This window comes from Nonomuraea sp. NPDC049695 (assembly GCF_040674955.1).
GTDB classification, from domain to species: Bacteria; Actinomycetota; Actinomycetes; order Streptosporangiales; family Streptosporangiaceae; genus Nonomuraea; species Nonomuraea helvata.
This window is the reverse complement of record NZ_JBFANV010000014.1, coordinates 58,770-84,578: the sequence shown is the minus strand read 5'-3', so window position 1 is coordinate 84,578 and position 25,809 is coordinate 58,770. Positions and strand designations below refer to the sequence as shown.

Annotated in this window: 23 protein-coding genes; 15 read left to right on the top strand and 8 right to left on the bottom strand. The window is 70.4% G+C overall.

The window, feature by feature from the left end; genetic code table 11:
• The first annotated feature begins 2 nt into the window (after positions 1-2).
• The 7 genes from AB0J64_RS15435 (at position 3) to AB0J64_RS15405 (ending at position 8,619) form a co-directional block, all read left to right on the top strand.
• The gene (locus AB0J64_RS15435) at positions 3-1,157 is read left to right on the top strand and encodes a hypothetical protein (protein ID WP_364026467.1); all 1,155 of its coding nucleotides are present in this window, start codon (positions 3-5) and stop codon (positions 1,155-1,157) included.
• The gene (locus tag AB0J64_RS15430; RefSeq protein WP_364026464.1) at positions 1,151-2,137 is read left to right on the top strand and encodes a hydroxyacid dehydrogenase; all 987 of its coding nucleotides are present in this window, start codon (positions 1,151-1,153) and stop codon (positions 2,135-2,137) included. The genes AB0J64_RS15435 and AB0J64_RS15430 overlap by 7 nt, the downstream gene beginning before the upstream one ends.
• A complete protein-coding gene (locus AB0J64_RS15425) occupies positions 2,134-3,105 on the top strand; it encodes a D-2-hydroxyacid dehydrogenase (RefSeq protein WP_364026461.1) in 972 nt (323 codons plus the stop codon). Before AB0J64_RS15430 ends, AB0J64_RS15425 begins: the two co-directional genes overlap by 4 nt.
• A 5-nt stretch (positions 3,106-3,110) precedes the next feature.
• The gene (locus tag AB0J64_RS15420) at positions 3,111-4,238 is read left to right on the top strand and encodes an enolase C-terminal domain-like protein (protein WP_364026458.1); all 1,128 of its coding nucleotides are present in this window, start codon (positions 3,111-3,113) and stop codon (positions 4,236-4,238) included.
• 121 nt (positions 4,239-4,359) lie between these two features.
• The gene (locus AB0J64_RS15415) at positions 4,360-4,722 is read left to right on the top strand and encodes a hypothetical protein (RefSeq protein ID WP_364026455.1); all 363 of its coding nucleotides are present in this window, start codon (positions 4,360-4,362) and stop codon (positions 4,720-4,722) included.
• Entirely contained in the window at positions 4,715-5,869 is a 1,155-nt protein-coding gene (locus tag AB0J64_RS15410) for an FxsB family cyclophane-forming radical SAM/SPASM peptide maturase (protein WP_364026452.1), read from the top strand. Before AB0J64_RS15415 ends, AB0J64_RS15410 begins: the two co-directional genes overlap by 8 nt.
• Positions 5,866-8,619: an HEXXH motif-containing putative peptide modification protein gene (locus AB0J64_RS15405; protein ID WP_364026449.1), complete on the top strand. Its 2,754-nt coding sequence runs from the start codon at positions 5,866-5,868 to the stop codon at positions 8,617-8,619. The genes AB0J64_RS15410 and AB0J64_RS15405 overlap by 4 nt, the downstream gene beginning before the upstream one ends.
• A gap of 112 nt (positions 8,620-8,731) precedes the next feature.
• On the opposite strand, the gene AB0J64_RS15400 is transcribed toward AB0J64_RS15405, so the two are convergent.
• Genes AB0J64_RS15400 through AB0J64_RS15385 form a run of 4 tightly spaced genes read right to left on the bottom strand, consistent with a single transcriptional unit; the run spans position 8,732 to position 12,297 of the window.
• Entirely contained in the window at positions 8,732-9,865 is a 1,134-nt protein-coding gene (locus AB0J64_RS15400) for an FAD-binding oxidoreductase (RefSeq protein WP_364026446.1), read from the bottom strand.
• Positions 9,866-9,917: 52 nt separating this feature from the next.
• Entirely contained in the window at positions 9,918-10,682 is a 765-nt protein-coding gene (locus AB0J64_RS15395) for an amino acid ABC transporter ATP-binding protein (protein ID WP_364026443.1), read from the bottom strand.
• The gene (locus AB0J64_RS15390) at positions 10,679-11,530 is read right to left on the bottom strand and encodes an amino acid ABC transporter permease (protein WP_364026440.1); all 852 of its coding nucleotides are present in this window, start codon (positions 11,528-11,530) and stop codon (positions 10,679-10,681) included. Before AB0J64_RS15390 ends, AB0J64_RS15395 begins: the two co-directional genes overlap by 4 nt.
• Positions 11,527-12,297, bottom strand: coding sequence for an ABC transporter substrate-binding protein (locus AB0J64_RS15385; RefSeq protein WP_364026437.1), 771 nt, complete (start codon positions 12,295-12,297; stop codon positions 11,527-11,529). The genes AB0J64_RS15390 and AB0J64_RS15385 overlap by 4 nt, the downstream gene beginning before the upstream one ends.
• Before the next feature lie 354 nt (positions 12,298-12,651).
• Here AB0J64_RS15385 and AB0J64_RS15380 point away from each other — a divergent pair, with 354 nt between their 5' ends.
• On the top strand, positions 12,652-13,578 hold the full coding sequence (locus AB0J64_RS15380; RefSeq protein ID WP_364026434.1) for a LysR family transcriptional regulator: 927 nt from the start codon (positions 12,652-12,654) through the stop codon (positions 13,576-13,578).
• Positions 13,579-13,587: 9 nt separating this feature from the next.
• Here the strand turns inward: AB0J64_RS15380 and AB0J64_RS15375 are convergent, their stop codons facing one another.
• The gene (locus AB0J64_RS15375; protein ID WP_364026431.1) at positions 13,588-14,376 is read right to left on the bottom strand and encodes an SDR family oxidoreductase; all 789 of its coding nucleotides are present in this window, start codon (positions 14,374-14,376) and stop codon (positions 13,588-13,590) included.
• A complete protein-coding gene (locus tag AB0J64_RS15370; RefSeq protein WP_364026428.1) occupies positions 14,373-15,617 on the bottom strand; it encodes an aminotransferase class I/II-fold pyridoxal phosphate-dependent enzyme in 1,245 nt (414 codons plus the stop codon). Before AB0J64_RS15370 ends, AB0J64_RS15375 begins: the two co-directional genes overlap by 4 nt.
• Before the next feature lie 113 nt (positions 15,618-15,730).
• Between AB0J64_RS15370 and AB0J64_RS15365 the strand changes: the two genes are divergently transcribed.
• The 4 genes from AB0J64_RS15365 to AB0J64_RS15350 all read left to right on the top strand — a co-directional run bounded on the left by AB0J64_RS15365 (position 15,731) and on the right by AB0J64_RS15350 (position 19,194).
• Positions 15,731-16,669, top strand: a complete 939-nt coding sequence (locus tag AB0J64_RS15365; RefSeq protein WP_364026425.1) for a hypothetical protein — start codon at positions 15,731-15,733, stop codon at positions 16,667-16,669.
• On the top strand, positions 16,666-16,923 hold the full coding sequence (locus tag AB0J64_RS15360) for a hypothetical protein (protein ID WP_364026422.1): 258 nt from the start codon (positions 16,666-16,668) through the stop codon (positions 16,921-16,923). The genes AB0J64_RS15365 and AB0J64_RS15360 overlap by 4 nt, the downstream gene beginning before the upstream one ends.
• 97 nt (positions 16,924-17,020) lie before the next feature.
• Entirely contained in the window at positions 17,021-17,989 is a 969-nt protein-coding gene (locus AB0J64_RS15355; RefSeq protein WP_364026419.1) for a zinc-binding dehydrogenase, read from the top strand.
• A gap of 446 nt (positions 17,990-18,435) precedes the next feature.
• Complete coding sequence (locus AB0J64_RS15350) at positions 18,436-19,194, top strand: hypothetical protein (protein ID WP_364026416.1); 759 nt, start codon at positions 18,436-18,438, stop codon at positions 19,192-19,194.
• Positions 19,195-19,316: 122 nt separating this feature from the next.
• Here the strand turns inward: AB0J64_RS15350 and lanL are convergent, their stop codons facing one another.
• On the bottom strand, positions 19,317-21,857 hold the full coding sequence (gene lanL / locus AB0J64_RS15345; RefSeq protein WP_364026413.1) for a class IV lanthionine synthetase LanL: 2,541 nt from the start codon (positions 21,855-21,857) through the stop codon (positions 19,317-19,319).
• 373 nt (positions 21,858-22,230) lie between these two features.
• Between lanL and AB0J64_RS15340 the strand changes: the two genes are divergently transcribed.
• Positions 22,231-22,983 carry a GNAT family N-acetyltransferase gene (locus AB0J64_RS15340; RefSeq protein WP_364026409.1) on the top strand — a complete coding sequence of 251 codons (753 nt, stop codon included), beginning with the start codon at positions 22,231-22,233 and terminating at the stop codon, positions 22,981-22,983.
• A 19-nt stretch (positions 22,984-23,002) separates the two neighbouring features.
• Here the strand turns inward: AB0J64_RS15340 and AB0J64_RS15335 are convergent, their stop codons facing one another.
• Complete coding sequence (locus AB0J64_RS15335) at positions 23,003-23,608, bottom strand: cadmium resistance transporter (RefSeq protein WP_364026406.1); 606 nt, start codon at positions 23,606-23,608, stop codon at positions 23,003-23,005.
• A 286-nt stretch (positions 23,609-23,894) separates the two neighbouring features.
• On the opposite strand from AB0J64_RS15335, the gene AB0J64_RS15330 reads away from it, so the two are divergent.
• Together AB0J64_RS15330 and AB0J64_RS15325 are read left to right on the top strand one after the other, a co-directional pair.
• Positions 23,895-25,073 (top strand): cellulose-binding domain-containing protein, encoded by a 1,179-nt coding sequence (locus AB0J64_RS15330; RefSeq protein WP_364026403.1) that lies wholly within the window; start codon positions 23,895-23,897, stop codon positions 25,071-25,073.
• A gap of 96 nt (positions 25,074-25,169) precedes the next feature.
• The gene (locus AB0J64_RS15325) at positions 25,170-25,790 is read left to right on the top strand and encodes an acyl-homoserine-lactone synthase (protein WP_364026400.1); all 621 of its coding nucleotides are present in this window, start codon (positions 25,170-25,172) and stop codon (positions 25,788-25,790) included.
• Positions 25,791-25,809: the final 19 nt, after the last annotated feature.

Below are 25,809 nucleotides of genomic sequence, written 5' to 3'. Positions count from 1 at the left end.
AGATGAGGCACGGGGCCTTCGCCTACACCTGGGACGTCGTGGGCGACCCCGCGGGGGCCGAGCGCATCGCCGGTCTCGGCGTGAGCACGGTGACCCTGCAGGCCGCCTACCACTCGGTCCGGGCCATCACCCCGTGGCATCCACGCCACCGCGTCGTGCAGGCCGAGCACGCGGCGGCCTACTTCCGGCTGCGCCCCGACCGCTGGCGCGGGCGGCTCCGGCCGTACCCGCCGAGCTGGGGGGTGCCCGACGAGGACAGGTTCGGCACGGCGCTGGCCGCGCTGGCGGAGGCCGGGCTGCGGGCCGAGGCCTGGATGGTGCTCACGCACTCCACGGTGCTGGGCCGCGAAGCGCCCGACCTGACGGTCAGGAACGCCTACGGCGAGCCCTACCCCTACGCGCTCTGCCCCGCCCAGCCCGACGTCCACGAGTACGCGCTCACCCTCGTGCGCGAGGTCTGCGAGCAGTACGACGTGCCCGCGCTGATGCTGGAGGCGTGCGGCTGGCTGGGCGCCGAGCACGCCGGCCACCACGAGAAGACCTCCGGCGCCCACCTGTCCGCCTGCGGCAGGGCGCTGCTGTCCATCTGCCTCTGCCCGGCCTGCCGGGCCGGGCTGGCCGGGCGCGGCCTGGACGTCGAGGAGCTGGCGCGCGACGTGCGCGCCGCCGTGGACGGAGAGCTCCAGGAGGGGGTCCCGGCCGGGACGAGCCTGGACGACGTGCTCGGCCGCGAGCGCGCCCAGGCGCTGTACGGCCACCGCGGCCAGGTCATCGGTGACCTGGTCCGGGCCGTGGCGGCGCTGGCCGGCGGCCGCGAGCTGCTGCTCATGGCCACCGACGACCCGCAGGTCACCGGCCCCGACGTGGGGATCGACCTGGCCACCTTCGACGCGCCGGTCGACGCCTACGTGCTCAAGTGCTGGGGCCAGGAGGAGGCGGCCCTGGCCCAGGTGAAGGCCGCGGCGAGCCGTACCGACGTGCCCCTCGTCGCCAACCTCACCGTGCTGGAGGACGGCCACGCCCGGATCCCGGCACTTGCCGCCGACCTCGTCGCCGGGGGAGCGCGGCAGCTACGTTACTACCACGCCGGGCTCGGCTCACCCGCCCGCCTGGCCAGCGTGCGAGCCGCGGCTCGCCTGAAGGAGAGTTCATGCTGAACGGCCTGTACGTGATGGACCCGAACCGCTTCGACGACGTCTACGGCCCCGAGGCCCGGGAGGCGATCGAGCAGCACCTGACCATCACGTCGCCCCTTCTCGCCGCCGACCGGATCACCCCCGACGTGCTCGCCGGCCTGGAGGTGCTGGTGACCGGGTGGGGAGCGCCCAAGCTGGACGCCGAGCTGCTCGCCGCCGCGCCCAAGCTCTCCCTGGTGCTGTACGGCGCGGGCTCCATCAAGTCGATGGTCACCCCCGAGATGTGGGCCAGGGGAGTCCGGGTCACCTCGGCGGCCACCGCCAACGCCACTCCGGTCGCCGAGTTCGCGCTCTCCCAGATCCTGTACGCGCTCAAGCACGGCTGGCGCTACGTGCTGGCCTCGCGTGCCGCCGCCGCCACCGCACCGCGCGGACCCGAACTGGGCGCCTACGGTGCGACGGTCGGGCTGGTCTCGCTCGGCGCCACGGGCCGGGCCACGGCGCGGCTGCTCGCCCACCACCGCCTCGACGTGCAGGCCTTCGACCCGTACGCCGACCCGGAGCAGGCGAAGGAGCTCGGCGTGCGCCTCGTCGGCCTGGAGGAGCTGTTCGCCACCTCCGACGTGGTCAGCCTGCACTCGCCGCTCACCCCCGAGACGCAGCGCCTCGTCGGCGCCGAGCTGCTGGAGTCGATGAAGCCCGACGCCACCCTGATCAACACGGCCCGCGGCGGCCTCGTGGACGAGGCCGCGCTCGTGGACGTGCTGGGCCGGCGGAGCGACCTGTTCGCCGTACTCGACGTCACCGACCCGGAACCGCCCGTCGCGGGATCGCCGCTGTTCACGATGCCCAACATCGTCGTCACCCCGCACGTGGCGGGCAGCCTGGGCCACGAGCGGCGCCGCCACGGGGAGGCGATGGCCGAGGAACTCGCCCGCTACGTCGCGGGAGAGCCCCTGCTGTACGAGATCACCGAGTCCGGCCTGGCGCTGAGGGCATGAGCCCGACCACCCTGGTGCTGCTGCCGCCGCACGATCCGGCCACTGCCGACTGGCGGGCCCGGCTGGAGGAGGCGGTGCCGGAGCTCGTCGTGCGCCGGCCGGAGACGCGGGAGGAGGTGGAGCAGGCGCTGGCGGAGGCCGACGCCGCCTACGGCACCCTGCCCGCGGACCTGCTGGCGCACGCCGGACGGCTGCGCTGGCTGCAGGCCGCGCAGGCCGGGCCGCCTCCGGGGTTCTACCATCCGGCCCTGGTCGCGCACCCCGTGCAGGTCACCAACATGCGTGACACCTACACCGACCACGTGGCCGCGCACGCGCTGGCTCTCGTGCTCGCGCTGGCCAGAGGCCTGCCCCGGTACGCCCGCGAACAGGCGGGCGCGCGCTGGGCGCCCGACTGGGACGACCGCGCCGTGCTCTCCATGGGCGAGGCCACCGCCCTGGTGGTGGGAGTGGGCGCGGTCGGGGCCGAGGTCGGCAGGCTGCTGGCGGCGTTCGGCACCAGGGTGGTGGGCGTGGACGCCCGGCGCGGCGGCCCCGTGCCGGGCTTCGCCGAGGTGCTGCCCGCCGACGGCCTCGACCGCCTGCTTCCCGAGGCGGACCTGGTCATCCTGACCGTTCCGCACACCCCCGCCACCGAGGGCCTGATGGACGCGCGGAGGATGGCGCTGGCCAAGCCCGGGGCGTACGTCGTCAACATCGGCCGCGGGCCCATCCTGCGGCTCGACGACCTGGTCGCCGCCCTGTCCGCGGGACACCTGGCCGGCGCGGCCCTGGACGTCTTCGAGACCGAACCGCTGCCCGCCGATCACCCGCTCTGGCGGCGTCCCGACGTGATCATCACCCCGCACGTGGCGGGCGTGGGGCCACACGCCGACGAGCGGCGCTTCGCCGTACTGCTGGAGAACGCCCGGCGCTTCGTGGCCGGGCGCGAACTGATCAATCTGGTCGACAAATCCGAATGGTACTGAAAAACGTGAACCGGATAGCACGCGTCGAAACCTTCACCGTGGCCCTGCCCTCGCTGCGCGACTTCGCCGTCGCGGGCGGCTCCGTCGTCCAAGGCGGCCGTCCGGCCGTCAGAGTCCTGGTGAAGGTCACGGCCGACGACGGCGCCGCCGGGTGGGGCGAGGCCACCCCGATCCCCTCCTGGACGTACGAGACCATCGAGTCCATCGTCTCCACCATCGAGGGCTACCTGGCACCGGCGGCGGTCGGCCGTCCGCTGTGGGACCTGGACGGGCTCTGCCGCGCCTTCGACCGCACCATCAGCAAGGGCTTCTCGATCGGCATGCCGCTGGCACGCGCGGCGGTCGACGTGGCCTGCCACGACGCCTACGCCCGCAGCCTGGGTGTGTCACTCGGCGAGCTGTGGGGCCGGCGCAGGCGCGACACCATCGAGATGGCCTGGATCGTGGCCACGGAGTCGGCGGACGCGGCCGCCGGCTCCGTGGCCGAGGGCCGCGCGCACGGCTACCGCCACGTCAAGGTCAAGGTCGGCCTGCACGACGAGGACGAGGACGTGGCCATCGTGGAGGCCGTGCGCGCCGCCGCCCCCGACGCCGTGCTCTGGGTGGATGCCAACCAGGGCTACACGGCCGCCGTCGCGCTCCGGGTGGCCAGGCGCCTGGCCGATCTGAACGTCGCCGTCTTCGAGCAGCCGCTGCCGTCCAACGACATCGCCGGCCTGCGCCGCCTGCGTGACGCCAGCCCCATCCCGGTGGCCGTGGACGAGAGCCTGCGCCACCCGAGCGACCTGGCGACGTTCGTCCGGCTCGACGCCATCGACGTCGCCGTCGCCAAGGTGCAGCGCTGCGGCGGGCTGACCCTGGCGCTGCGCCAGTGCCAGCTCGCCGAGGACGCCGGCCTGGCGATCATGGGCTCGGGCCTCACGGAGTCCGACATCGGGCTGGCCGCCTCCCTCCACCTGTTCGCCGCGTTCGGCGTGGACACGCCGGTCGACCTCAACGGCCGGCAGTTCATCACCAGCCCCTACGCCACGGATCCGGTCATCACCGTCGCCGACGGCGTCGCCCACGTGCCCACCGGCCCCGGCCTGGGGATCGGCGTGGACGAGGACGCGGTCCGCGCGCTCGCCCTCTGACGGCGGCCGCTACTCCTTAGGCTTGACTAATCACGCGGAGTTGCTGTGCTATGTCTGCAGACCCTGCTGCCTCGTATCGGGCGAAGTCCCCCAAAGGGATGTCCAGCTCTGGAGGTTTCGGATGGCCGAGTCATCGGATGGCGAGGAGATCTCTCTCGAGGGCATCGATTTGGAGCTCGGCGAGTACGACCTGAGCTCCGTCGAGGAACTGGAAGGAACGGTGCTGGGGCAGATCCTGACGGAGCTCTACCCGCAGGAGATGGCCGGCGGCACGCTCGGGCAGATCTTCAGCTCGCACAGCCGGCACAGCGCGTTCAGCTCGCACAGCCGCCACAGCGCGTTCGGTTCGTTCAGCGCCTTCAGCGCCCACAGCCAGCACAGCCAGCACAGCGCGTTCAGCTCGTTCGACTCCTTCAGCTCGTTCAGTTCCTTCGACTCGTTCAGCTCATTCAGCTCGTTCAGTTCGTGGTCCGGACGTGTCTGAGGCCGAGCCGTTCAAGTCATTCATCTGCAAGGTGGCGTCGCGGTGCAACCTCGACTGCGACTACTGCTACGTCTACCACCACGCCGATCAGTCCTGGCGGGGGCAGCCACACCGGATGTCGGTGGAGACCGCGGCCCGGCTGGGACAGCGGATCAACGAGCACGCCCTGGCCCACGGCCTGCCGCAGGCCGACATCATCCTGCACGGCGGCGAGCCGCTGCTGCTCGGCGTGGACTATCTGCGGACGCTGTTCGAGACGGTCGTCCGGCACGCGCCTGACGTCCGGATCCGCTGGAACGGGCAGACGAACGGCGTCCTGTACACCGAGCAGGTCCTGGCCTTCTGCCAGGAGTGGGAGCTCTCCTTCGGGCTCAGCATGGACGGCCCCCGTTCGGTCCAGGATCTGCACCGGCTCGACCACGCGGGCCGTTCCTCGTTCGAGGCCGTGGAGAGGGCGATCGCCCTGTTACAGACGGCGCCCCGGCTGTGGGGCGGCATCCTCGCGGTCGTCGACCTGGCCGCGGATCCGCTGGAAACCTACTCGTATTTCCGTTCGCTCGGCCCGTCGTCGGTCGACTTCCTCCTGCCGCTCGGCCACCACGACCGCAGGCCGCCGGGCAAGGATTCCCCCGAGGCCACGCCGTACGCCGACTGGCTCCTGCCGATCTTCGACGTCTGGTACGCCGAGAAGCCCCAGCCGATCAGGATCAGGCGTTTCCGCGACATCATCGCGCTCTTCCTCGGCGCGACGCAGAGCTCGGAGGAGTGGGGCCTGCAGCCGGTCGACTTCGTGGTCGTGGAGACCAACGGCGAGATCCAGGCCGTGGACACGCTCAAGGTGACCCATCCGGGCGCCTGCCAGCTCGGCATGAACCTGTTCGACCACAGCTTCGACGACGCGCTGACCTCCCCCAAGGTCCAGGCGCGGCAGAACGCGTGGGCGACCCTCAGTGACACCTGCCGGGCCTGCGATCTGGTACGCATCTGCGGCGGCGGCTACTTCCCCCAGCGTTACTCGCACGAGAACGGGTTCGCCAACCCGTCGGTGTACTGCGCGGACCTGATGAAGCTGATCCGCACCATTGTCGGAACCGTCCGCACCGACCTGAAGAGCCTGGCCAGGCGCGACGAAGGGCACATCCAGTGACTCCCCGGCTCGATCAATCGACCATCGCGGCGTTCGCCAGGCCCGGCGGGTGGACCGACACCACCCGGGCCGTCTTCGCGTCGCGCTACCTGAACACGCTCGTCGGAGTGCGGCGCCTGGCCTCCCTGCTGCCGGAGCCGGTGCTGGCCGCGTCGGGGTTCCCCGGCTGCCTCGAAGCGTTGACCGAGGCGGCCGCACCTGTCCAGCGGCGCGTGCTGGGCCATCCCAGCACAGCCTTCTGGGTCGAGGTGGCCTGGGACCTGGTCCGCCGGCGTGCCCACGAACGCTTCCCCGACGTCCATCTCGTTCCCCACCTCCGGGAATTCGCGCGCCCGGCCTGCGCGGCGCTGTACCTGGCGGGAACGGGGCAGCTGGACGCGACCGTCCGCGCCGACGCCCACGGCCGGGTCAGCCTGCCCGGCGCTGGCCTGACGCTGACCATGGGAGAGCCTCGCCGCCGTGCCCGGCTCGCGGTCAAGGACGCGACGTTCGCCGGCGACCCGCCGTCGTTCCGGGTCCCCAGGCTGTCCGGCGGCATCGAGCTCAACTGGCTCGACCACGACCTGCGGCTCGGCGGCCGCGCCGACTTCTCCTTCGCCGACCTGGACCCGGCCGCCGCGGAGCGCTGGCGCGCGACCCTGGAGGAGCAGCTGCACCTGATCGCCCGGGTGTCCGAGCCGCTGGCGGAAGAGCTGTCCGGCGGAGTCAACGTGATCGTCCCGGTCCACTCCCCGGACGAACGGCGGCATCTCAGCGGCAGCTTCCGCGAAGCGCCCGGCCTCGTCGCGCTCTCCCTGGGCAGGCCACTGTCGATCGTCGAGGCGCTCGTGCATGAGTACGGGCACCAGAAGCTCAACGCGATCATGACGATCGTCCCTCTGATCGTCGACGACGCCGGCGAGCCCCTGCATTATTCGCCCTGGCGGGACGACCCCCGGCCGCTCACCGGCCTGTTGCACGCGGTGTACAGCTTCACCATGGCCGCGCACTTCCACCGCGGCCTGCTCGACCTCCCGGACGCGGGAGGGATGCCGCCCGAGGAGGTCGTGGCTCGCGCCTACCGGATCGGCCGCCAGATCCGCGTGGGACTGGACGGGCTGCGCGAGCACGCCATCCTGTCGCCGCTCGGTACGGCGTTCGTCGCGGAGATCGCCGCGTGGGCCGAAGAGTGCGCCGACGGGCTGCCGCTGCCCCCGCCCGGCGACCGCCGCCGCATCGACGCCGACCTCGCGGCGCACCGGGCGCGCTGGGACGAACGCAACCCGCCCTCGCCCATGCTGGACGAGCCGGCGCCGGTTCTGCCGGATCCCGCGGCGGCCGGCGTCCTGCGCACATTGGGCCTGCCCGAACAGTGGGTCCCCAACGGCGTCGTCCGGCGCTGGTATCCGGGAGACTCGCTGCTGGAGGCGGCCCGGGCGCTCCCGGAGGACGTCGAACTGCCGTCCGTCACGCCCGGCACGTCACTGACCGCGGACCTGGCGGCCGCGCATGTGGCGTACGTGCGAGGCGACTATCGCGCGGCGGCCGAGCACTACGCCTCCTGCGTCGGGCTGGATCCGCGCAGCCCGTACTTCTGGCAGTGCTACGCCTTCGCACTGCGGCATCTGGGGCGGCGTGACGAGGCCCTGCACATCCTCACCCAGACCGAGCAGCTCATGGCCAAGGCGGAACCGCCCGCCGCCGACCAGGACATACGGCCGTCAGCAGCGCCGATCCTCATGCTGCCGTCCGCACCTCCCGCCCACCCCCGTTCGGTGCTGCTGCCGGTGTCAGAGCCGGTGGAAGCCGAACTGCGCGGCAGCCCTTACTGGAACTTCGTCGCGGCGACGCTCGCGGGGGCCCAGCTCCCGACCCTCATCGCCGTGGCTCATGGCCTGAAACCCGCGATGGACGCGTGGATCCCCGAGGACGGCTGGCACCCGTTCCTCGCCCTGGTCGGCGAGCTCGGACTGCGGTATCACGTGGACGCCTGCTTCGACCGGTTCTCCGCGCAGCTCGCGCAGGTTCCGCCGGGTCAGCTCACCACCACCCGCGCCGCCTTCGCCCCCGCGCTGACCGAGGGCACCGAGGCACACGTCTTCATCGCCCGCGACAGCGCAGCGCTCGACCGCGTGGTGGCGGCGGGCTGGTATCCGCTGATCGTGAACGGCAAACTCGTCAACAAGCACCGGGCCGACCACGACAAGTTCGGCGACGCCCTCGGCTATCCCCGCTGCTGCCAGGACTTCTTCCGGGCCCGCAACAACTGGAACGACGACAACACCTACTACGCGGCGCTCCGCAACACCCGCGGCGACCCGTCGCTGCTGTGCAACCCGTTCATCCGGCACCGCGTGCACGGGCTCATCGCGTACATGCCGTGCTCCTACACCTGCGCCTCCACCCGGCAGTACGCCGCACGCCTGCGCGACGTCATCCGCGCCGAGCTGCCGGCGTACGCCGACGAGATCGAGCGGAAAAGCGCCAAACCGCTGCTGTGCGTCTCCGAACTGCGGATGTACGGCTTCACCGGAGAGACCGTGACCCGGTCGGCGGACGAGGTGAACATCGACTACGAGAGCGTCGAATCCCTCTATCCGGTCGAGCACAGCGACCCCCTCGCCGACCTCCTCGCGTCCGGCAACCGGTGCACGCTCGACGGCAACCTCATCCATGTGCGCCGCAACGGCGAATACCTGGACTCCTACGAGGCGCGCAACGACCGGCACGGGCCCGAATGCCCGTTCGTCATCTCCTTCGGGAGACGCTGACCTCATCCACCTGGCCACCATAGCCCGGCCCGTCGGCCACGGGCTCCGCCTCCCGTGGCCAGGTGAACGTCGTCGCTGGTGGCCGGGTGCTCCACGGAGGGCCGGGCGGAGGTCAGCGGGTGGTCATGAGGGTCAGGCTCTCGTCCTGCACGGATGTCGTGGCGCCGCGAGTGACGCGGTATTCGGCGAGATCGGGACCCTCACCGTTGACGATCTCCTGAGCCGCGAGGCGGCCGAGCTCGGGCGCGAGGTTGACGCCGCTGTGGGTGACGAGGTGGTAGAGGCCGGGTGCGCCGGGGTGCGTGCCCGCCAGCGGCAGTCCGTCCGCCGGCACGGGCCGGACGCCGAGGCGGACGCCGGCCAGCCGGGCGGTGCGCAGCGCGGGAAGGACGCGCTGGCCACCGGCGTGCAACCGTTCGGCCAGGGCGTCGTCGCTCTGAGCGGGCAGCAGCGCGTCGACGGGCCAGGAGATGGAGCAGATCCGGTCTCCGGGGGCGGGGCGCAGGTCCACCTCGGGCGTGGCCAGGATGGCGTCGAGCCGGAGCTCGGGGACGGGGGTGCTCTCGCCCACCAGCCCGGGGATCCGGTTCATGGGGAGGTCGGTGCCGGCGAGCGCCGCGACGCGGTCGGCGTCCGGGCCGGTGCAGTTGACCACCCAGTCGGCTTCCCAGCGCCGCGTGCCGGTCTCGACGCCGGTGACGGTGTCGCCGCGGCGGATCAGCGCGTTCGCCCGCAGGCCGTACCGGATGTCGGCGCCGAGCGTGGCGGCGCGGTCGAGCAGGCGCTGAACGAAGAGCGGGGCGTCGTACCACGCGCTCTGGTCGTGGACCACGAGCTCGCTCGCCGTGCACGCCGCGGGGTCGACGGCGGGGGCGAGTTCGCGCAGCTCGGACGGGTCGGCGATGCGGCAGGGATGCCCCCAGGACCTGAGGCGGACGGCCCGCTCCCTGAGCCCCCGCTGGCTCTCCTCGCTGTCACCCCACTGGATGGCGGGCATGGGGTGCCGCCACGACGTGCCTCCGAGCTCCTCTGCCAGCGTGGCGTGCAGGGCGGCGCCGGCGCGGTTCAGCTCGTAGTAGGTGCGCGGGGTCTTCAGATGGGTGACGTCCATGGAGAACGTCGCGCTGGAGGTTCCCGCGGCGGGGCCGCCGGCTTCGATGACGACGACCTGAACCCCTGCGACGGCCAGATGGTAGGCGACGGAGGCGCCGAGCACTCCGGCGCCGAGAACGATGACGCGGGACACGTGGATATCTTTCCTTCGGGGGCCGGAGAGCCTTGCTGGGGCCTTGGTGGGGTCAGAGAACCTTGCTGAGGAATGCCCGGGTGCGCTCGTGCCGGGGCTCGCCGAGCACGGCGCCGGGTGGCCCGGATTCCACGACGATCCCGTCGTCCATGAAGACGATGGTGTCGCACACCTCGCGGGCGAATCCCATCTCGTGAGTGACGATGATCATGGTCATGCCCTCAGCGCGCACCAGGTCGCGCATGACGTCCAGGACCTCGCCCACGAGCTCGGGGTCGAGGGCCGAGGTCGGCTCGTCGAACAGCATGAGATCGGGCCGCATCGCCAGGGCGCGGGCGATGGCGACGCGCTGCTGCTGGCCACCGGAGAGCTGGTCGGGGCGGCTGTGCGCCTTGTCGGCCAGCCCCACCCTGGCCAGCAGGGCGTGGGCGCGCTCGCGCACCTCGTCCTTCTGCTCCCCCTTGACCATGATCGGCGCCATCATGATGTTCTCGAGCGCGGTCATGTGCGGGAAGAGGTTGAAGCGCTGGAAGACCATCCCGATGTCCACCCGCTGGGCGGCGATCGCCTTGTCGGGCAGTTCGTAGACCTTCCCGTCGCGCTCTTCGTAGCCGATCAGGCGGTCGCGGAAGTAGAGGCGGCCGGCGTCGATGCGTTCGAGGTGGTTGATGCAGCGCAGGAAGGTGGACTTGCCCGACCCGGACGGGCCGATCACGGCCAGGACCTCTCCCTCCGCGACCTCCAGGTCGATGCCTTTGAGCACGTCGAGCGTCCCGTAACGCTTGTGCACGCCTTCCGCGCGGATGAGGGTGTTCATCGGCTGAACCTGCGTTCGATGTAGTGCTGCCCGGCGTTCAGGACGGTCGTGGCCACGAGGTACCAGAAGCACGCCACCGTGAGCAGGGGGACCTGCTGGAAGTTCCTGGAGTAGATGCCCTGGATGGAGGTCAGGAGCTCTGGTACGGCGATGGCGAAGACCAGGGAGGTGGTCTTGAGCATGGAGACGGCCTGATTGCCCGTCGGCGGGATGATGACGCGCATGGCCTGCGGAAGAATGATCTTGCGCAGGGTCTGGAAGCGGGTCAGGCCCAGGGCCTGCGACGCCTCCGTCTGGCCGGGGTCGACGGAGCTGATGCCGGCACGCACGATCTCGGCCATGTAGGCCGCCTCGTGCAGGCCGAGGCCCAGCACCGCCGCGGCGAGCTGCGTGATGATCTGGTTGGTGTCGAACTCGAAGAACGTCGGCCCCCAGGGCACGCCGAGTCCGATCTTCGGCACCACCGCGGACAGGAAGTACCAGAACAGCAGCTGCACCAGCAGCGGTGTGCCGCGGAAGATCCAGATGTAGAACGCGCTCAGCGCCGACAGCAAGGGGTTGGGCGACATGCGCAGCACGGCCAGGACCGCGCCGCCCGCGATGCCGACCACCATGGCGAGCAGCGTGAGCAGCAGCGTGGTGCCGAGACCGCTCAGGACCGCGGGGGAGAAGAGGTACTCGCCGACCACCTCCCACTGCATGCGCGGGTTGGCCACCCACCCCTGCAGCAGGAAGATCGCCAGGAAGCCCAGGACGGCCGCGCCCACCCAACGCCCCGGATGGCGGAGCGGCACGGCCTGGATCCGCTCCTGCGCGGCCGGGGGCGCGGTCTGCCGGGTCGTGGTCACGACTCGCCGCCGTTGATCACCGCTTTGTCGAGGGCGCCCGACGACATCTTCCACTTGTCGAGGATCTTGGCGTAGGAGCCGTTCTCCATCAGCTTCTGCAGCGCCTGCTGCACGGCCTTGGAGAGGTTCTGGTCCTCCTTGTTGACGAGGATCCCGTACGGCAGGAAGCGGTAGGGCTCGCCCACCTGCTTCATCCGGCCGCCGGACTGCTCGGCCTGGTACGTGATGGTGGGCGTGCCGCCGATGAAGACGTTGGCCCGGCCGGTGGAGACGGCCTGCAGACAGCCGACCGTGTCGGGGAACACCAGCGCCTTGACCGCCGGTTTGCCCGCCGCCGTGCACTTCTTGCTCTGCTGCTCGGCGTCGTCGGCCTGGGCGGTGCCCTGCTCGACGGCGGCCGTCTTCCCGCAGAGATCGTCGAGCGACTTGATCGCCTGTGCGTCCTTCTCCGTGGCCAGGAGCGAGCTGCTGGTCTTGAAGTAGTCGACGAAGGTGACCTTCTCGCGGCGTTCTGGCTTGTCGAGCATCGCCTGGATGGCCAGGTCGTAGCGGCGTGCCTGCACGCCGGCGATGAGGCTGTCGAAGCTGGCCTGGCTGAACGTCACCTCGACGCCGAGCACCTGGCCGACGGCCTTCATCAGCTCGGGTTCCAGGCCGATGACCGACTTGTTGTCGGTGTCGAGGAAGACCAGCGGCGGGTAGTTGTGACCCGCCGCGACGTTGAGCGTGCCACTCTTCTTGATCTTGTCGGGCAGAAGGTCGTGCAACTCCTGACTCTTCTGCTGCGCCGGGGCGGCCGCCTGGGAAGCAGCGCCGCCTCCCGAACAAGCGGTCAGGGACAGGAGTCCCGCCAGGCCGATTGCGGCGGCTGCTTGGGTGGACCGCATCGCGCAGGACACCCCCTCTCTGGCTCAGTACTACTACGTTCCGTAAACACCAATATTGGGGGTCCGTTTAGATACGACAAGGTGAGCGAGCATGCGCATTGGTGCACATCCTGTTCAGTCGTCCTTATCCTCTTCCTCGATCTCACCAGCCAGCCGAGCCAGACAGGCGATCGCGTGGCCGCATTTTGGCTCGCGATCTGGTGATGCTCATCGCCGTACTGTTAAGTTGGATCGATGCTTACCCCGGCGCAGTTGCAGGCCATCCGTGAAGTGGTCGCCACCGGCTCGCTGAGGACTGCCGCCAAGCGTCTCGGCTTCACCCCGTCGGCCATCTCGCAGCAGGTCTCCTCGCTGGAGCGGACCCTGGGCGTCCAGCTGTTCGAGCGCCTGCCGCGCAGCATCCGGCCCACCGCGGCGGGGGCCGAGCTGGCCCGCAAGGCCACGAGGCTGCTGGCCGACCTCGAGGCGGCGGAGGAGGAGATGCGGTCCTTCGCCACCGCCCACCGGGGCAGACTGCGGCTCGGCAGCTTCTGGTCCGCCGGATTCCGGCTGGTGCCCGCCGTGCTCGCCGAGTTTCTTCGCGACCGCCCCAACGTGGACATCCGCTACGAGGAGGGCGATCCGCACAGGACCATTCCCGCGGTGAACGAGGGCCGGCTCGACCTGGCCGTGGTCTTCGAGTACGGCATGGTGCCGCACAGCCGGCCGAAGGACCTGAACATGACGTTGATCATGGAGGAGCCGCTCTACGTGCTGGTGCCGACCGGCCATCGGCTGGCCGGCCGCAAGCGCATCCAGTTCGGCGAACTGTCCGCCGAACGGTGGATCTCCTACACCGAGGGCATGGACGCCTCGCTCAACCTGTCGCACATCTGCGCGGCCAGCGGCTTCGATCCCGACGTGCTGTTCCGCACCAACGACTACAACCTGCCCTTCGAGCTCGTACGCAAGGGGCTGGGGGTGGCGATCGTGCCGGAGCTGGCGATGATCGAGTCGCGCGACGTGTGCGTGTTCCGGCTCAGCGACCCCTCGCAGGTTCGCCGGGTCTTCACCGTGTGCCGCGCCACCGACCCCAACCCCATGCTCGCCCACGCGACGAAGATGCTCATCAACGCCGCAGAGTCCCTGCACCGGCGTACGGACCTTCCCGTCGCCGTATGAGCCGTCAGGTCATGAGAGGTCGGGCAGCCCCAGGTCGAGGTTGGGCTGGTCGATGCCGCCGTCCACCTCCAGCACCTTGCCGGTCAGGTAGCGCGCGGCCGGGGAGACCAGGTAGAGCACCGCGGCCGCCACGTCCTCCGGCTCGCCTATCCGCCGCAGCGGCGTGGCCTGCTCCATCTGGGTACGCATGGCCTCGTCGTTCATGACGATGTCGAGCGCGGAGGTGGCGACCGCGCCGACGGCCACCGCGTTGACCCGCACGGCGGGGGCGAGGTCGAGGGCGGCCAGCCGGGTGTAGTGCGCGAGTGCCGCCTTGGCGGTTCCGTAGGCCAGGTAGCCGCGCCCCGCCACGCGGCCCACGGCGGAGGAGATGTTCACGACCGCGCCGCCGCCCTGGAGGAGATGGGGGACGGCGGCCCTGGTCAGCTCGTGCGCGACGCCGACGTTGAACTGAAACGCGTTCTCGAGATGCTTGCGCTTCGTGTCGAGGAACGCGCGGGGCAGCGCGCCGCCCACGTTGTTCACGACGATGTCCAGCCGCCCGAAGGCGTCCGCGGCCCGCTCCGCGAGCGCCTCGGCGGCGCCCGGCACGGCCAGGTCGCCGGGGACGACCAGGGCTCGCCTGCCTGCCTTCTCCACCTGGTCGGCAACCGCGCGGAGTTGCTCTTCCGTGCGGGCGCAGAGTGCCACGTCCGCCCCTGCCTGGGCGAGCGCGACGGCGGTGGCGGCGCCGATGCCCCGGCCGGCGCCGGTGACGATCGCGGCGGCGCCGGTGATCTGGAAGCGGTCCAGGATCATGCCCTCCAGCCTAAGGGCTGACTGTAACTTGTTTCAATTGGCCGTCCCTGCGCATCGGAGAAGAGCCGCAGGCGCTCCCCGGCGGCGGCGAACGCCGACACGATGCGTTCCACCTGGGCATCGGTGTGGGTGGCGGTGATGCTGACCCGGATGAGCGCCTGGCCGGGCGGGACTCCGGGCGAGATCATGGCGGTGGTGAAGACGCCCTCGTCGAACAGCTCCCGCCACAGCCGGAAGCAGAGCAGGTCGTCGCCGACCGGCACCGCGATGACCGGCCGATGGGAGGGAACGACCGCGTACCCCATCGCGGCCAGCTCCCCGCTCAACCGCTCGGCCGTCGCCCGCAGGCGGTGGCGGCGCTCCGGCTCCGCGGCGATGATCTCCAGGGCGGCCAGCGCGGCCGCGGCGCACGCCGGGGGCAGCGCGGCGGTGAACACCATGGACCGCGCGTAGTGCCGCAGGTAGGCGATGATCTCCGCGCGGCCGGCCACCGCGCCCCCGAGGGTGCCCAGTGCCTTGGAGAAGGTGATGGTCTGCAGATCGACCGCGCCCTCCAGCCCCTGCTCCTCGGCCGCGCCCCGCCCGTTCGCGCCGAGCAGGCCGACGTCGTGGGCGCTGTCCATGACGACGCGGGCGCCGTACGCGCGGGCGAGCTTGGCGATGCCCGGCAGCGCGCACACGCTGCCGGAGGTGGAGAACATGCCCTCGGTGACGATCAGCCGCCCCGCATCGGGATCGCCGGCGTCGAGGAGCCGTTCGAGGTGGTCCATGTCGTTGTGCCGGTAGCGGCGTAACCGCGCTCCGCCCACGCGTACGGCGTCGATCAGGCAGGCGTGGACGAGCCGGTCGCCGATCACCGTGTCACCGGGCCCGATCAGCGCGGCGAGGGCCAGATTGGCCAGGTAGCCCGCGCTGGTCACCATGACCGCCTCCCGGCCCAGGAAGGCAGCCAGCCGTCCTTCGAGCTCCTCGTGCAGGGTGAGCGAGCCGTTGCTGAGGCGTGAGCCGCCGGTCCCGGTGCCCAGCCGCCGCGTCGCCTCGACCGCCGCCGCCTTCACGCGTTCGTCACCCGACAGGCCGAGGTAGTCGTTGGAGCCCGCCTGTACGAGCACCCGCCCGTCGATCACGACCTCGCCCTCGCCCGGCCGCTCTTGGACGGCCCGGTAATAGGGATAGACGCCGAGGTCCTTGACGAACTGGTACGCCTCAGGCAGCCGGCATTTCGCGAACACGTCGACCATGGGCTCTCGCCTCCTGGGTGGGATTATGTTCTTTTGCGCGCCTTTTGTAGCGTTTCGGGCGATTTCGATATCCTGCAGGGAGGGATTCAGACCCGGAAACCGAAGGCGGTCTCATGGGTGACGACCGTGCAGGTAAGCAACCGCGCCGATACCAATTCTGGAGCCGGCGCGAACGGAAGGACCTCGACCGCGGGGCCGGCAGGCGTGAGCGGGAGCGGCACGACCAGGTGGCGCCGAGCGAGCCGAGCGACGAGCCGGACGTCCTCCTCGACGTTCCCGTCGTCAAGGTCGAGGAGATCCATCTCGAGGTGAACGACCTCCGGGCGCGGGTGTCGCTGAGCGCCGAGGTCCTCGACCTGCTCCGGCTCAATGTCGGCGCCGACGTGGCGCTCGGGCGGGTGGAGCTGGACATCAAGGGCGTCGAGGCGCAGGCACTGCTCAAGGTACGGCTGCACAACGTCGCCCTGATCCTCGAAAGGGTGCTGCAGACCATCGACGACAACCCACAGATCCTCGAGCATCTGACGCGCGGCCTGGGGTCGGCCGTTCGCGACGTCGGCGGCGGCGCCGGCCGGGCCGTCGGCGACCTCGGCCGCGGGGCCGGTGAAGCCGTGGAACAGGTGGGCGTGGGCGCCGGGGGCGCGGTGCGGGACCTCGGCCGTGGCGCCGGGCAGGCCGTCGAAGACGTCGGCCATGGAGCCGGGGAGGCTGTGGAGGAGGTCGGCCGGGGGACCGGCGGGGCTGTGGAGGAGGTCGGCCGGGGGACCGGCGGGGCTGTGGAGGAGGTCGGCCGGGAGACCGGTGCGGCCGTGGAGGACGTCGGTCAGGAGGTCGGAAAGACGGCCGGATCCGTGGGTGACACGGCGAGGGAAGTCGCCGGTGGTCATGAGCGCGAGCCCGCCGACGACCGGGAGCGGGTGGCGAGAAGGCCCGCCAAGCGTCCCGTACGCGAGGGCAGGCCCGTCCGCCGTCGCACCGAGGAGGAGCCCGAACCTGAGGAGCGGCCCCGGCGATCTCGTATCCTCCGGCGGCGACCGGACGGTGGCTCATGAATGCCGGCAGCGGCAAGCCGGTGCCGCCTGAATCGGCGGACATCGAGCTCACGGCCACGGTGAAGGCGGACGAGCTCCGTTTCGGCGAGGTGCCACGAACGCGCGTCGACTTCACCGGCAGCCCCGAGCGCGAGTCGAGCTCCGGCAGCGACCGGACCAACCTGCCGGACCGCGTGGACAAGGACGTGACCTATCGGCACGTCCGGGTCGACTACGTCCTCGTGTCCACGCTCTCCCTTCCCGCCGACGAGTAGCGTCCCCTCCTTCTCTGAGAGCGGCTTGCATTCGGAGCGGATCGCTCCGATGCTTTTGTCGGAGCGATACGCTCCGATAAAAGCTGCAGGAGGAATCATGAGAGCTGTGTGGTTGAGGGAGTTCGGCGGTCCGGAGGTTCTGGTGCCCGGCGAGGCGCCCGACCCGGAGCCCGGGCCGGGCCAGGTGGTGGTCCAGGTGGCCGCGATCGGCATCCCGTTCGTGGAGACGCAGATCAGGTCCGGCAGCGCGCCGGTGCCACTGCCCGTACCGCCGATCATCCCCGGCAACGGCGTGGGCGGCACCGTGATCGCGGTCGGCCCGGAGGCCGATCCCGCGCTCGCCGGTCGGCGCGTGGTGACGTCACTGGGCGGCTCCGGCGGCTATGCCGAGAAGGCGGTGGCCGAGGCCGCCGGCCTGATCCCCGTGCCGGACGGGCTCGGCCTGAACGACGCGGTGGCGCTCCTGGCGGACGGCCGTACCGCGCTGGGCCTCCACCGCTCGGCGGAACCGCGGCCCGGCGAGTGGGTGCTGGTGGAGTCGGCCGCCGGCGGCCTGGGCACCCTGCTCGTGCAACTCGCCCTCGGCGCCGGAGCCCAGGTGATCGCGACCGCGAGCTCCCGGCGCAAGCTCGACCTGGCCGCCAAGCTCGGCGCCCACGTCACCCTCGACTACACCGAGCCGGGCTGGGACGACCGGGCGCGCAGTGCGACCGGCGGTGCGGGCGTCCAGGTCGCCTACGACGGGGTGGGCGGCGAGATCGGCCGCACGTCCTTCGGGCTGGTCTCGCCCGGTGGCCGCTTCCTGATGTTCGGCGCCGCCGGGGGATCGGTCACCGACGTGTCCTCCGCCGAGTTCCTCCGGCGCGGCGTCGATCTGATCACCGGCCGCCGGTTGTTCGCCTCGCCGTCGGCCATGCGCGCGCTCGCCGCCGACGCCCTGGCGGAGGCCGCGGCGGGGCGCCTCAGCCCGGTCATCGGCCAGACGTACCCCCTGGCTCGCGCCGCCGAGGCCCATGCCGCCATCGAGGCGCGGACGGCCCTCGGCAAGACCCTGCTCATCCCCTGACTCCCGTCCGGCGCCCGCAACCAACGCCCCGGCTTCCGCGAAGCATTGACGTCACACCGTCCCAGGGCGCCTGGGACGGCCCCCCACAGCGGGGAAAGCCTCAACGCCGGCGACCGCAATCGGATGGTTGGGCGGTGTCGTGCCCAGGGTGCCGGTGAGCGACGGATGTCCCAAAGATGGCAACGTCCTGATCAGGAGGAGGGCAGGCCGCCGCGCGCCACGGCCGGCGGCCTTGCCCGGGCATGCCATCGTGGCTGGTCCCAGCAGCGCCCGGGAGCCGCCGCTCGGCCGTCATGGCCATGGTTGGCGTGCCACCTTTCGCCCTTGTGGTCCGAGTTGTGAGCCGGCCTCGATCCCCGTACCCGCTGGGTCATCGACCCGGGCGCGAGCACCGACCACGCCAGGCGCGCTCGCGCCGATCACGAGGAAGGCTGGCCAGCGGAGGCATGACCGCCAGGCGAAAGACCCCGACCGGCAGCAGGAGCACGAGCACCACCCGAAACGGGCGGGGGAAGCCGCGCCGGGTGCGGCTGAGCGTCGCACAGATCGCCGGCGGCGCCCTGGCCGCGCTCACCGCCGCGGTCATGGCCTCCTACCTGGGAGTGGCGGGTACGGTGATCGGCGCGGCGGTGATGAGCGTGGCCACCACGGTCGGCACCGACATTTACGCCCACTACCTGCGGCGCACCGGCAACAAGGTCAAGCAGCACACCGCCACCGGCTGGCGGAAGCGCTTCGAAACAGGGGCGCCGCCGGAGCCGCCGCGCAGGCGGCTGAGGTGGCTCCGCCTGGGCGCGGCGGGTGCTCTGGTGTTCACGATCAGCTTCGGCGGCGTCCTGATCTACCAGATTTTTGCCGGGGAGACGGTGGCCGACCAGGTGAACGGCAAGACCCGCGCGAAGGCCGAGCCCAGCAGACGGCACGGACCCAAGGAGCGGCGTACCGAGCCGGCCTGGCGGCAGCCGCGCTCCCGCCCGGTCACGCCCGCACCGTCGGGCGCGCGACCCCCGGCTCTCTCGCCCACGCCGTCCCCGATCAGCACGCAGGTCACCGCGAGCACCGCCCCGAGCGGCACGGCGCCCGCCGCGCCCCTGCACGGCCCGCCGGCCACGTCCGCGCCGCCGACGGCCACACCGCCGCCCACCTCGGCACCCTCTGAGCAGCCGCCTCTCGAGAGCACGGCGCCTTCCCCCGCCGTGCGGTAGACGCTGGGGAAATCCCTAGGCGATCAGGATGCGCCGGACCTCCGTCGGCGAGAGGCGGAGGTCCGGCACACATGACGCGCAGCGCCGGCCGGGCCGCGGTTGGTGTGATGCCGACACGGTCATTACATGACGATCGCGAGAGAACCGGGACCGCCGCGCGCCAATCGGCGGACGAATGTCAGGACGCCAGTCAGTCCTTGCGCCCACGAAAGTGAGCGGGCGGGAGGGTCGTCGGGCGCGAAGAAGCTGGGGTGGGTAGACGGGCCGGCGCTTCGAAGCAGCAGATGAGTCGCCAGGTCGTGAGCCGCCTCCAGGTAACGCTCGGACTGTTCCAGAACGGCCAGGTCCAGCAGATGGTTACCGACACCGGCCACGCCGCAGCACTGGCCGAGCGTGCTCAGTCGTGGCATGTGGGCGATGCAGACGTCGGCTCCCTGACGCGCGAGGTCGGCCAGGGACGCGTCGTCCAGCACCTTGCTCGCGTGCAGCAGCGTCTGCCCGATCCCGGAGAGGCCGCGACACCAGGACATGGTCATCGGCTCTGCCGCCGGGTCCTTGGCTTCGCGTACGAGAGTGCGGGTGCGTTTCGAAAGGTGGCGCACGTGGTCCGCGGCGGCTTCGAGTGCCCACGACTCGCCGGTTTCGTCGGCGAGGCTGAGCAGTAACTCGGCGGCGCCGGCCAGGCCATGTGCGCGTCCGGCTGTCACATCGGCCTTGCCCGGTGTGGAGCTGGGACTGAGCGGCTGTTCCGCCGCCACCATGCGCGCGCAGCGCCGCGCTATCTCAAGGTCCGCCGGGTCACCGTTGGTGCGGTAGAAATACAGGTGCCCCAGGCCGACACCTGCGTTTCCGTCGATCAGGTCGAAGTTCTCGTATGTCCACTCCGGTGGCGGCAGGCTCCGGCCCGGCCAGTCCGTCAGACCGATGCCGCAGTTGACCGCTTCCTGGAGGAACATGTCCGTCCCGGTCACGCCGGTGAACAGGCCGGGTTGTGGCCTCAACGGTGCTGTCGTGACGCGTTCGGTGAAAGCCGCCAGCTCACGCACCTTCCGCTCCACGTCCGGCCGATCTCGATGGTGCAGCAACTCCAGGCCGATGCCCGCACTTCCGCTGTAGACACTCGCGTCGTTGGCGGCCTTCGTGTTGGCCGGAGCCTCCAGTACGTTGTCCAGCAGGTCGAGCAGGTCGCCCACCAGGTTCTCCATCACCTCGGCGGCCAGTTCCGCGGTGACCACAGGCGTCGACGGCGATGGCAGGGGCGCTGTCCGACGGTTGTCCCCTGACGCGAGCCGCCGTAGCGCAGTGCGCGCACGCTCCTCGTCGCCGAGCAGATTCGTGATGGCGGACATGGTTTCCGACGGCGCCTGACCGTGGTAGCGCGAAACCGTTTGCAGCGCCCGTGTTCTCGGCAGCTCCGGATCGTCGCCAAGGGTCACCGGGTGCAGACCGGTTGCCGCGAACAGCAAGGTCATGCCGAGCGTGTGAAAGTCGTCGGCATCGCGTGGTGGCTCGCCGCGTACCTGCCGGGCGGGCGCATAGCCTGGTGTCCTCCCGGGCAGGTGCACTCCGTCATAGGAGGCAAGACCGAAGTCGATGATGCTGGCGCCATCACCGATCACCACGTTGGCGGGGGACAGATCCCGCATCATGACGCCGCGTTCGTGGATCGTGGTGAGGATACGGGCCAGCTCACCCGCCAGCCGATCGAGGCTGCGCGCGCCTGTGCCTGGCCCGGTTGGGTATGGACCGTTCTGCCGCACGTCTTCGGCCAAGGTCCGAGGGCCACAGTCGGTGGTGACCAGGAACTCGTCGTCGCCGTACCGAAAGTGGTCGAGGAACCGCGGCACACCGGCGACTCCATCGAGAGCTTGCAGGATGCGACGCTCGTTGCGCAACCGCATCCGGCCGTCGTTCCCATCGCCATGCTCGGCGACGAAGGCGCGCGCCTGCTTGATGACCACCTGGCGGTTGGTCTGCTCGTCGATCGCACGGTAGACATTGCCCTGGGCGGCTTCCCTGATCCCGACGACGACGCGGTAGCGTCCGCTGAGCAGGACATCGCCGCGGGAGGGGTCGGGCTCCGTCCGAGCACCGGTGAACGGATCCTCGACCCACGAGGGTTGCCGGTAGCTGAGCCCGGCGGGCTCGTCGAACTCCTCGCCGGCGGGCCCTTGCAGCCGTGTTATCTGTTGTCCGCGCGCGTCGGTGGTCCGTCGGGCGACGAACGACCCGTACCGGTAGTACACCGGAGCATCCGGGGACACTCTCCGGTCGCTGAGTACGCGCGGCCCTTGGTGGCCGCGCAGCGTCCGGGCGAGCCGGGTGCCGACTTCACGGACAAGTTGTTGGTCCGGATAGACGGTAAATGCCTTACCGACGCTCTCCGCGGCTGACTGGCCATCGTTCAACTCGTGGAGCACCTGTTGCGAACGAGCCAGCTTGAATACGCAGCCTTCGGCCACCAGGAATGGGACCAGTCTTTCCACCAGCGCGGGAAAGTTCGAGGTGCGGGAAGATACGTGTAACTTCCATCCGTGATCCGGTAAAACGGCCCCGTCCGGCCTGACAACCAGCCAGACAGGGCCGCTTGTCACCGTGTGGTCGGCGCTGACGTATTGCCTGACGACCTGTTCTACCCAGTCTGGGGAACCCGTCTCATCCATCTCCTGTCAGCCCCCCATCTGAGTGAATTCCGGTACGTCCGCGCTGCGCCGATCTCGGTAATCAGCAGATAAGCGAGACTCCGGGTCGCGTCACCGGGCAGCGGTCCTGATCGACCTGGCTCTCCCACCGCTGCTCGAACTCGACGACCGGCTCCATTACGTCGGTCCCGGCCACCCGGGGTTCCATCTCAAGAAGCGCTGACATTTACCGTCCTTTCCGCCCATTACGGTCTGTCCGATATCCAGCGTAATGCTAACACTCGGGGGAGCTCTGTCAAGATCCCTTTCAGCGCTCGCGGGCCGGCATCGGATAAGCCCAGGTCAGGCGCTCATGAATCCTGGCTTTCTGCAGTGAGTGGCGACGGAAACGTCTATGAGTAATCGATGCGACACGCTCAATGAGCGCCATGGAGAGCTGTCCGAAATTTATGATGATCTTATTGCTTCCGATATCGAAGAAGAGGGTGCGGTTTCCCTTTTGCAGCAGTCGGCGCCAGTGGGTCGGACATTTGACCTGGGCTCCGGCATTAGGCTCAGGGGGCCCATGAAAACAGTTATGTACGTAGAACCCACCGCATCCGCGCCGGCATTGTGTCTTCGACCGTGGCGAGCCGAGGACACAGCGGCCCTCGTGACGGCTCACCGCGACCCCCTCATGCGCCGGTGGCTGATCACTTCTCTGGTCAGCGAGGCAGACGCCCGCCGCTGGATCGACGATCAGAGAAGTGGGTGGGACGACGGTGTCCGCTTCAGCTTCGCCATAGTGGAGCGCGACCGGCCGGTCGGCCACATCGCGGTCAAGGGAGGCGTCGATCCCGCCGGCGCCTCCGCTGAGGTGGGCTACTGGACATCGGCCGAGACCCGGGGCCGAGGAATCGCTTCCCGCGCCCTTGAGCGCGTATCGCGGTGGGCGCTCGGTTCGCAGCACGTGATGCCGCTGGCCCGCCTTGATCTGTTTCACGCCGTGGACAACCACGCTTCCTGCCGCGTGGCCGAGAAATGCCGATACGTCCTGAGCTCCGTACTCCCCGCCCAGCCCCCTGTCTTCCCTTCCGAGGGGCACCTGCACGTACGGATGAAAAGCATGCACGTAGGTGGTGACATGATCCCAGGCCAGGACTTCTGAAGCCGGCGCCGGCCGCGGATCAGGACAGGCCGAAGGCGCCGCCCTCGACGAGAATGAGCACGCCGACGCCGATCAGGACGATCGGCAGCAGGATGTGGCCCCAGCGGCTCAGCGCCTGAGCGATGACCGGGCGGGTGGCGAAGAACCGTCCCGCCGCACACCACACGGCGACCAGCGCCAGAAAGACGATGATGTAGACACTCGTCGAGCCGGCGCCGGCGGTGGCGAACACCGGGACGTACACGCCGAGGTTGTCGCCGCCGTTGGCGAAGGTGACGGCGGCGACCTCCAGCGCCTTCGGCCCACCGTCATGTTCGCCGGTGGGGTCGTCCTCGCCTCCGTCGCGGTGGTTCTTCCACGCCTGCCACGCCGCCTTGAGCCCCAGGGCGAGCGGGAGCAGGCCCAGATAGGGCAGGACCGGCTCAGGCAGGAAGGTGGCGCCGAAGGCCGCCGCCGTGGCCACGGCGAGAATGCCCAGGAATCCGAGGTACTGGCCGGCCACGACTCGCGCGGCCGCGCCCCGGCGTCCGGCGCCCTGAGCGAAGAAGAGTGCCAAGAGCAAGATGTCGTCGATGTTGGTGGCGGCGAACAATCCCGCTGCCTGCCCGATGACGCCCATGTTCACGCCGGGTTGTTCCCTTTCGCCGCGCTGTGTCCTGGGTGACCCTACCGGTCGCAACACAGCGGGGTGCTGCCGGTGACGGTGATGAAAGGTTCAGTCGCGGGCCGGGCCGGTCGGACGGTGAGCTTGCCTGGTCAGGTGAGGCGGGGGAGGTGTGGTCGGCGGGCGCAGGGGAGGGGCGGCATTGACACTTCGGCGCGGTGCTGCGAAACATCGTCGTCAGGAGATGGTTTGGGAGCGCTCCCATTCTGTGGCCGCGCCCCACCGAGCCCAGAAGGCGAGCGATGTCATGTCCCGTCCTCTCGCGCTGCCCGCCCGGCTCTGGGCAGTCGTCGCCTGTGTCGCCCTGGCGATCGGCGGCATCGCCGTGAGCCTCCCGGCGTCGGCGGCCGTCGGATGCAAGGTGGACTACACCGTCAACTCGTGGCAGGGAGGCTTCACCGCGCAGGTGAAGGTGACGAACTTGGGGACGGCACTCAGCGTGTGGCGGCTGCGGTGGACGTACGCGGGGGACCAGCGGGTGACGAGCGCATGGAACGCCCAGGTGGAGCAGAGCGGCAAGGTGGTGACGGCGGTCAACGTGGCGTGGAACGGCGCGCTCGCGACGGGTGGCAGCGCCGAGTTCGGCCTGCAGGCCACCTGGTCGGCGGCCAACCCCGCGCCCACCGATTTCACGCTCAACGACGTGGCCTGCAACGGCACCGCGACCCCGAGCCAGACCCCCACCGTCACCCCCACGGTGACACCCACCGTCACGCCGACCGTCACCCCGACCGTGCCGCCCGGTTGCTCCGGGGCGACGGTCTGCTCGGGGTTCGAGGACCAGACGGGCAGCCCGTCCGGTGACTGGCAGGTCGTCACCCCCAACTGCGCCGGCACCGGCACGGCCGCGATCGACACCGCGATCGCGCACAGCGGCGGCAAGTCCCTGCGGGTCAACGGGGGCGGCGGGTACTGCAACCACCTCTTCGTCGGCACCACCCGCGACGTCTCCCACGTCGGCCCGGTGGTCTACGCCAGGATGTGGGTCCGGCACACGACCGCCCTGCCCGCGACCCACGTCAGCATGATCACCATGGCCGACGCCAATGACGGCAACCGCGACCTGCGCATCGGCGGCCAGAACGGCGCCCTGCAATGGAACCGCGAATCCGACGACGCCACCCTGCCCGAGCAGAGCCCGGCGGGCGTCGCGCTCAGCACCGCGCTCCCCGTCAACCGCTGGGTCTGCCTCCGCTACCAGATCGACACCACCACGCAGTCGATGCGTACGTACCTGGACGACCAGGAGATCGCCGGCCTGCGCGTGGACGGGACCCCGACCCAGGACATCGACTCCCAGTGGCTGCGCCGCACCACCGCGCCGCGCCCGGCCACGCTACGGCTCGGCTGGGAGAGCTACGGCAGCGACCAGGACACCCTCTGGTACGACGACGTTGCACTCGCCTCGTCACCGCTGTCCTGCTAGAGACCGGCAGATCATGTCATCTTGAGCCCCCGGGGCCGCGAACAACTCGAAAAGAAGTGATCGGCGAGGAGCCGGTTCATTCGCGGAGGGGTGTTCGTGGACGATTTCCCGGGGGACAGACGCGCGCAACGGATCGTGGTCGGTGGAGCGGGCGAACTGCCGGCGTGGCTGATCGACGGCATGTTCCGCCTCCGCCACAGAGTGTTCTTCGAACGCCTCCGCTGGGACGTCGCCAGCATCCGCGGACGGGAACGCGATGCCTTCGACGACTGCGACCCGGTTTATGTGATCAGTCATGTGGCGGGCCGCCAGGAGGTCACGGGGTGCTGCCGGCTGCTGCCCACCGTCGGTCCCTACATGCTCCGCGACGTTTTTCCCGAGGCGTTACGTGGCGGCCAGGCTCCTTGTGATCCGGCCGTCTGGGAGCTCAGCCGCCTGGCCACCGGCCGCGGCTGGTCCCGTCCCGTGGCGACGGGTTTCGGGCCCCTCGCCCGCGCGCTGCTACGGGAGGCGTTCCGCTGGGTCGATCAGCGCGGTGACGCCGTGGTCGCGGTCTCCAGCGTGGCCGTGGAGCGCAGCGTGAACGCCATGGGCGTCCCCACCCGGCGCCTCGGTGACGGCAGAGCGACGCGCCTCGGCAGCATGCTCTGCTCGGCCTACCTCACGTCGACCAAGACCTTCCTGGAGAACGTGTTTCCTGTGTGGGAAGGGCAGTAGGAGGCTGCGCGCCGACGCC

What these genes read in the sequence shown, in the direction of transcription:
- AB0J64_RS15435 (WP_364026467.1), top strand. Translation starts at nt 3, where the DNA reads ATGAGGCACGGGGCCTTCGCCTACACCTGGGACGTCGTGGGCGACCCC.
- AB0J64_RS15430 (WP_364026464.1), top strand. Translation starts at nt 1,151, where the DNA reads ATGCTGAACGGCCTGTACGTGATGGACCCGAACCGCTTCGACGACGTC.
- AB0J64_RS15425 (WP_364026461.1), top strand. Translation starts at nt 2,134, where the DNA reads ATGAGCCCGACCACCCTGGTGCTGCTGCCGCCGCACGATCCGGCCACT.
- AB0J64_RS15415 (WP_364026455.1), top strand. Translation starts at nt 4,360, where the DNA reads ATGGCCGAGTCATCGGATGGCGAGGAGATCTCTCTCGAGGGCATCGAT.
- AB0J64_RS15395 (WP_364026443.1), bottom strand. Translation starts at nt 10,682, where the DNA reads ATGAACACCCTCATCCGCGCGGAAGGCGTGCACAAGCGTTACGGGACG.
- AB0J64_RS15380 (WP_364026434.1), top strand. Translation starts at nt 12,652, where the DNA reads ATGCTTACCCCGGCGCAGTTGCAGGCCATCCGTGAAGTGGTCGCCACC.
- AB0J64_RS15375 (WP_364026431.1), bottom strand. Translation starts at nt 14,376, where the DNA reads ATGATCCTGGACCGCTTCCAGATCACCGGCGCCGCCGCGATCGTCACC.
- AB0J64_RS15370 (WP_364026428.1), bottom strand. Translation starts at nt 15,617, where the DNA reads ATGGTCGACGTGTTCGCGAAATGCCGGCTGCCTGAGGCGTACCAGTTC.
- AB0J64_RS15365 (WP_364026425.1), top strand. Translation starts at nt 15,731, where the DNA reads ATGGGTGACGACCGTGCAGGTAAGCAACCGCGCCGATACCAATTCTGG.
- AB0J64_RS15360 (WP_364026422.1), top strand. Translation starts at nt 16,666, where the DNA reads ATGAATGCCGGCAGCGGCAAGCCGGTGCCGCCTGAATCGGCGGACATC.
- AB0J64_RS15355 (WP_364026419.1), top strand. Translation starts at nt 17,021, where the DNA reads ATGAGAGCTGTGTGGTTGAGGGAGTTCGGCGGTCCGGAGGTTCTGGTG.
- AB0J64_RS15350 (WP_364026416.1), top strand. Translation starts at nt 18,436, where the DNA reads ATGACCGCCAGGCGAAAGACCCCGACCGGCAGCAGGAGCACGAGCACC.
- lanL (WP_364026413.1), bottom strand. Translation starts at nt 21,857, where the DNA reads ATGGATGAGACGGGTTCCCCAGACTGGGTAGAACAGGTCGTCAGGCAA.
- AB0J64_RS15340 (WP_364026409.1), top strand. Translation starts at nt 22,231, where the DNA reads ATGAGTAATCGATGCGACACGCTCAATGAGCGCCATGGAGAGCTGTCC.
- AB0J64_RS15330 (WP_364026403.1), top strand. Translation starts at nt 23,895, where the DNA reads ATGTCCCGTCCTCTCGCGCTGCCCGCCCGGCTCTGGGCAGTCGTCGCC.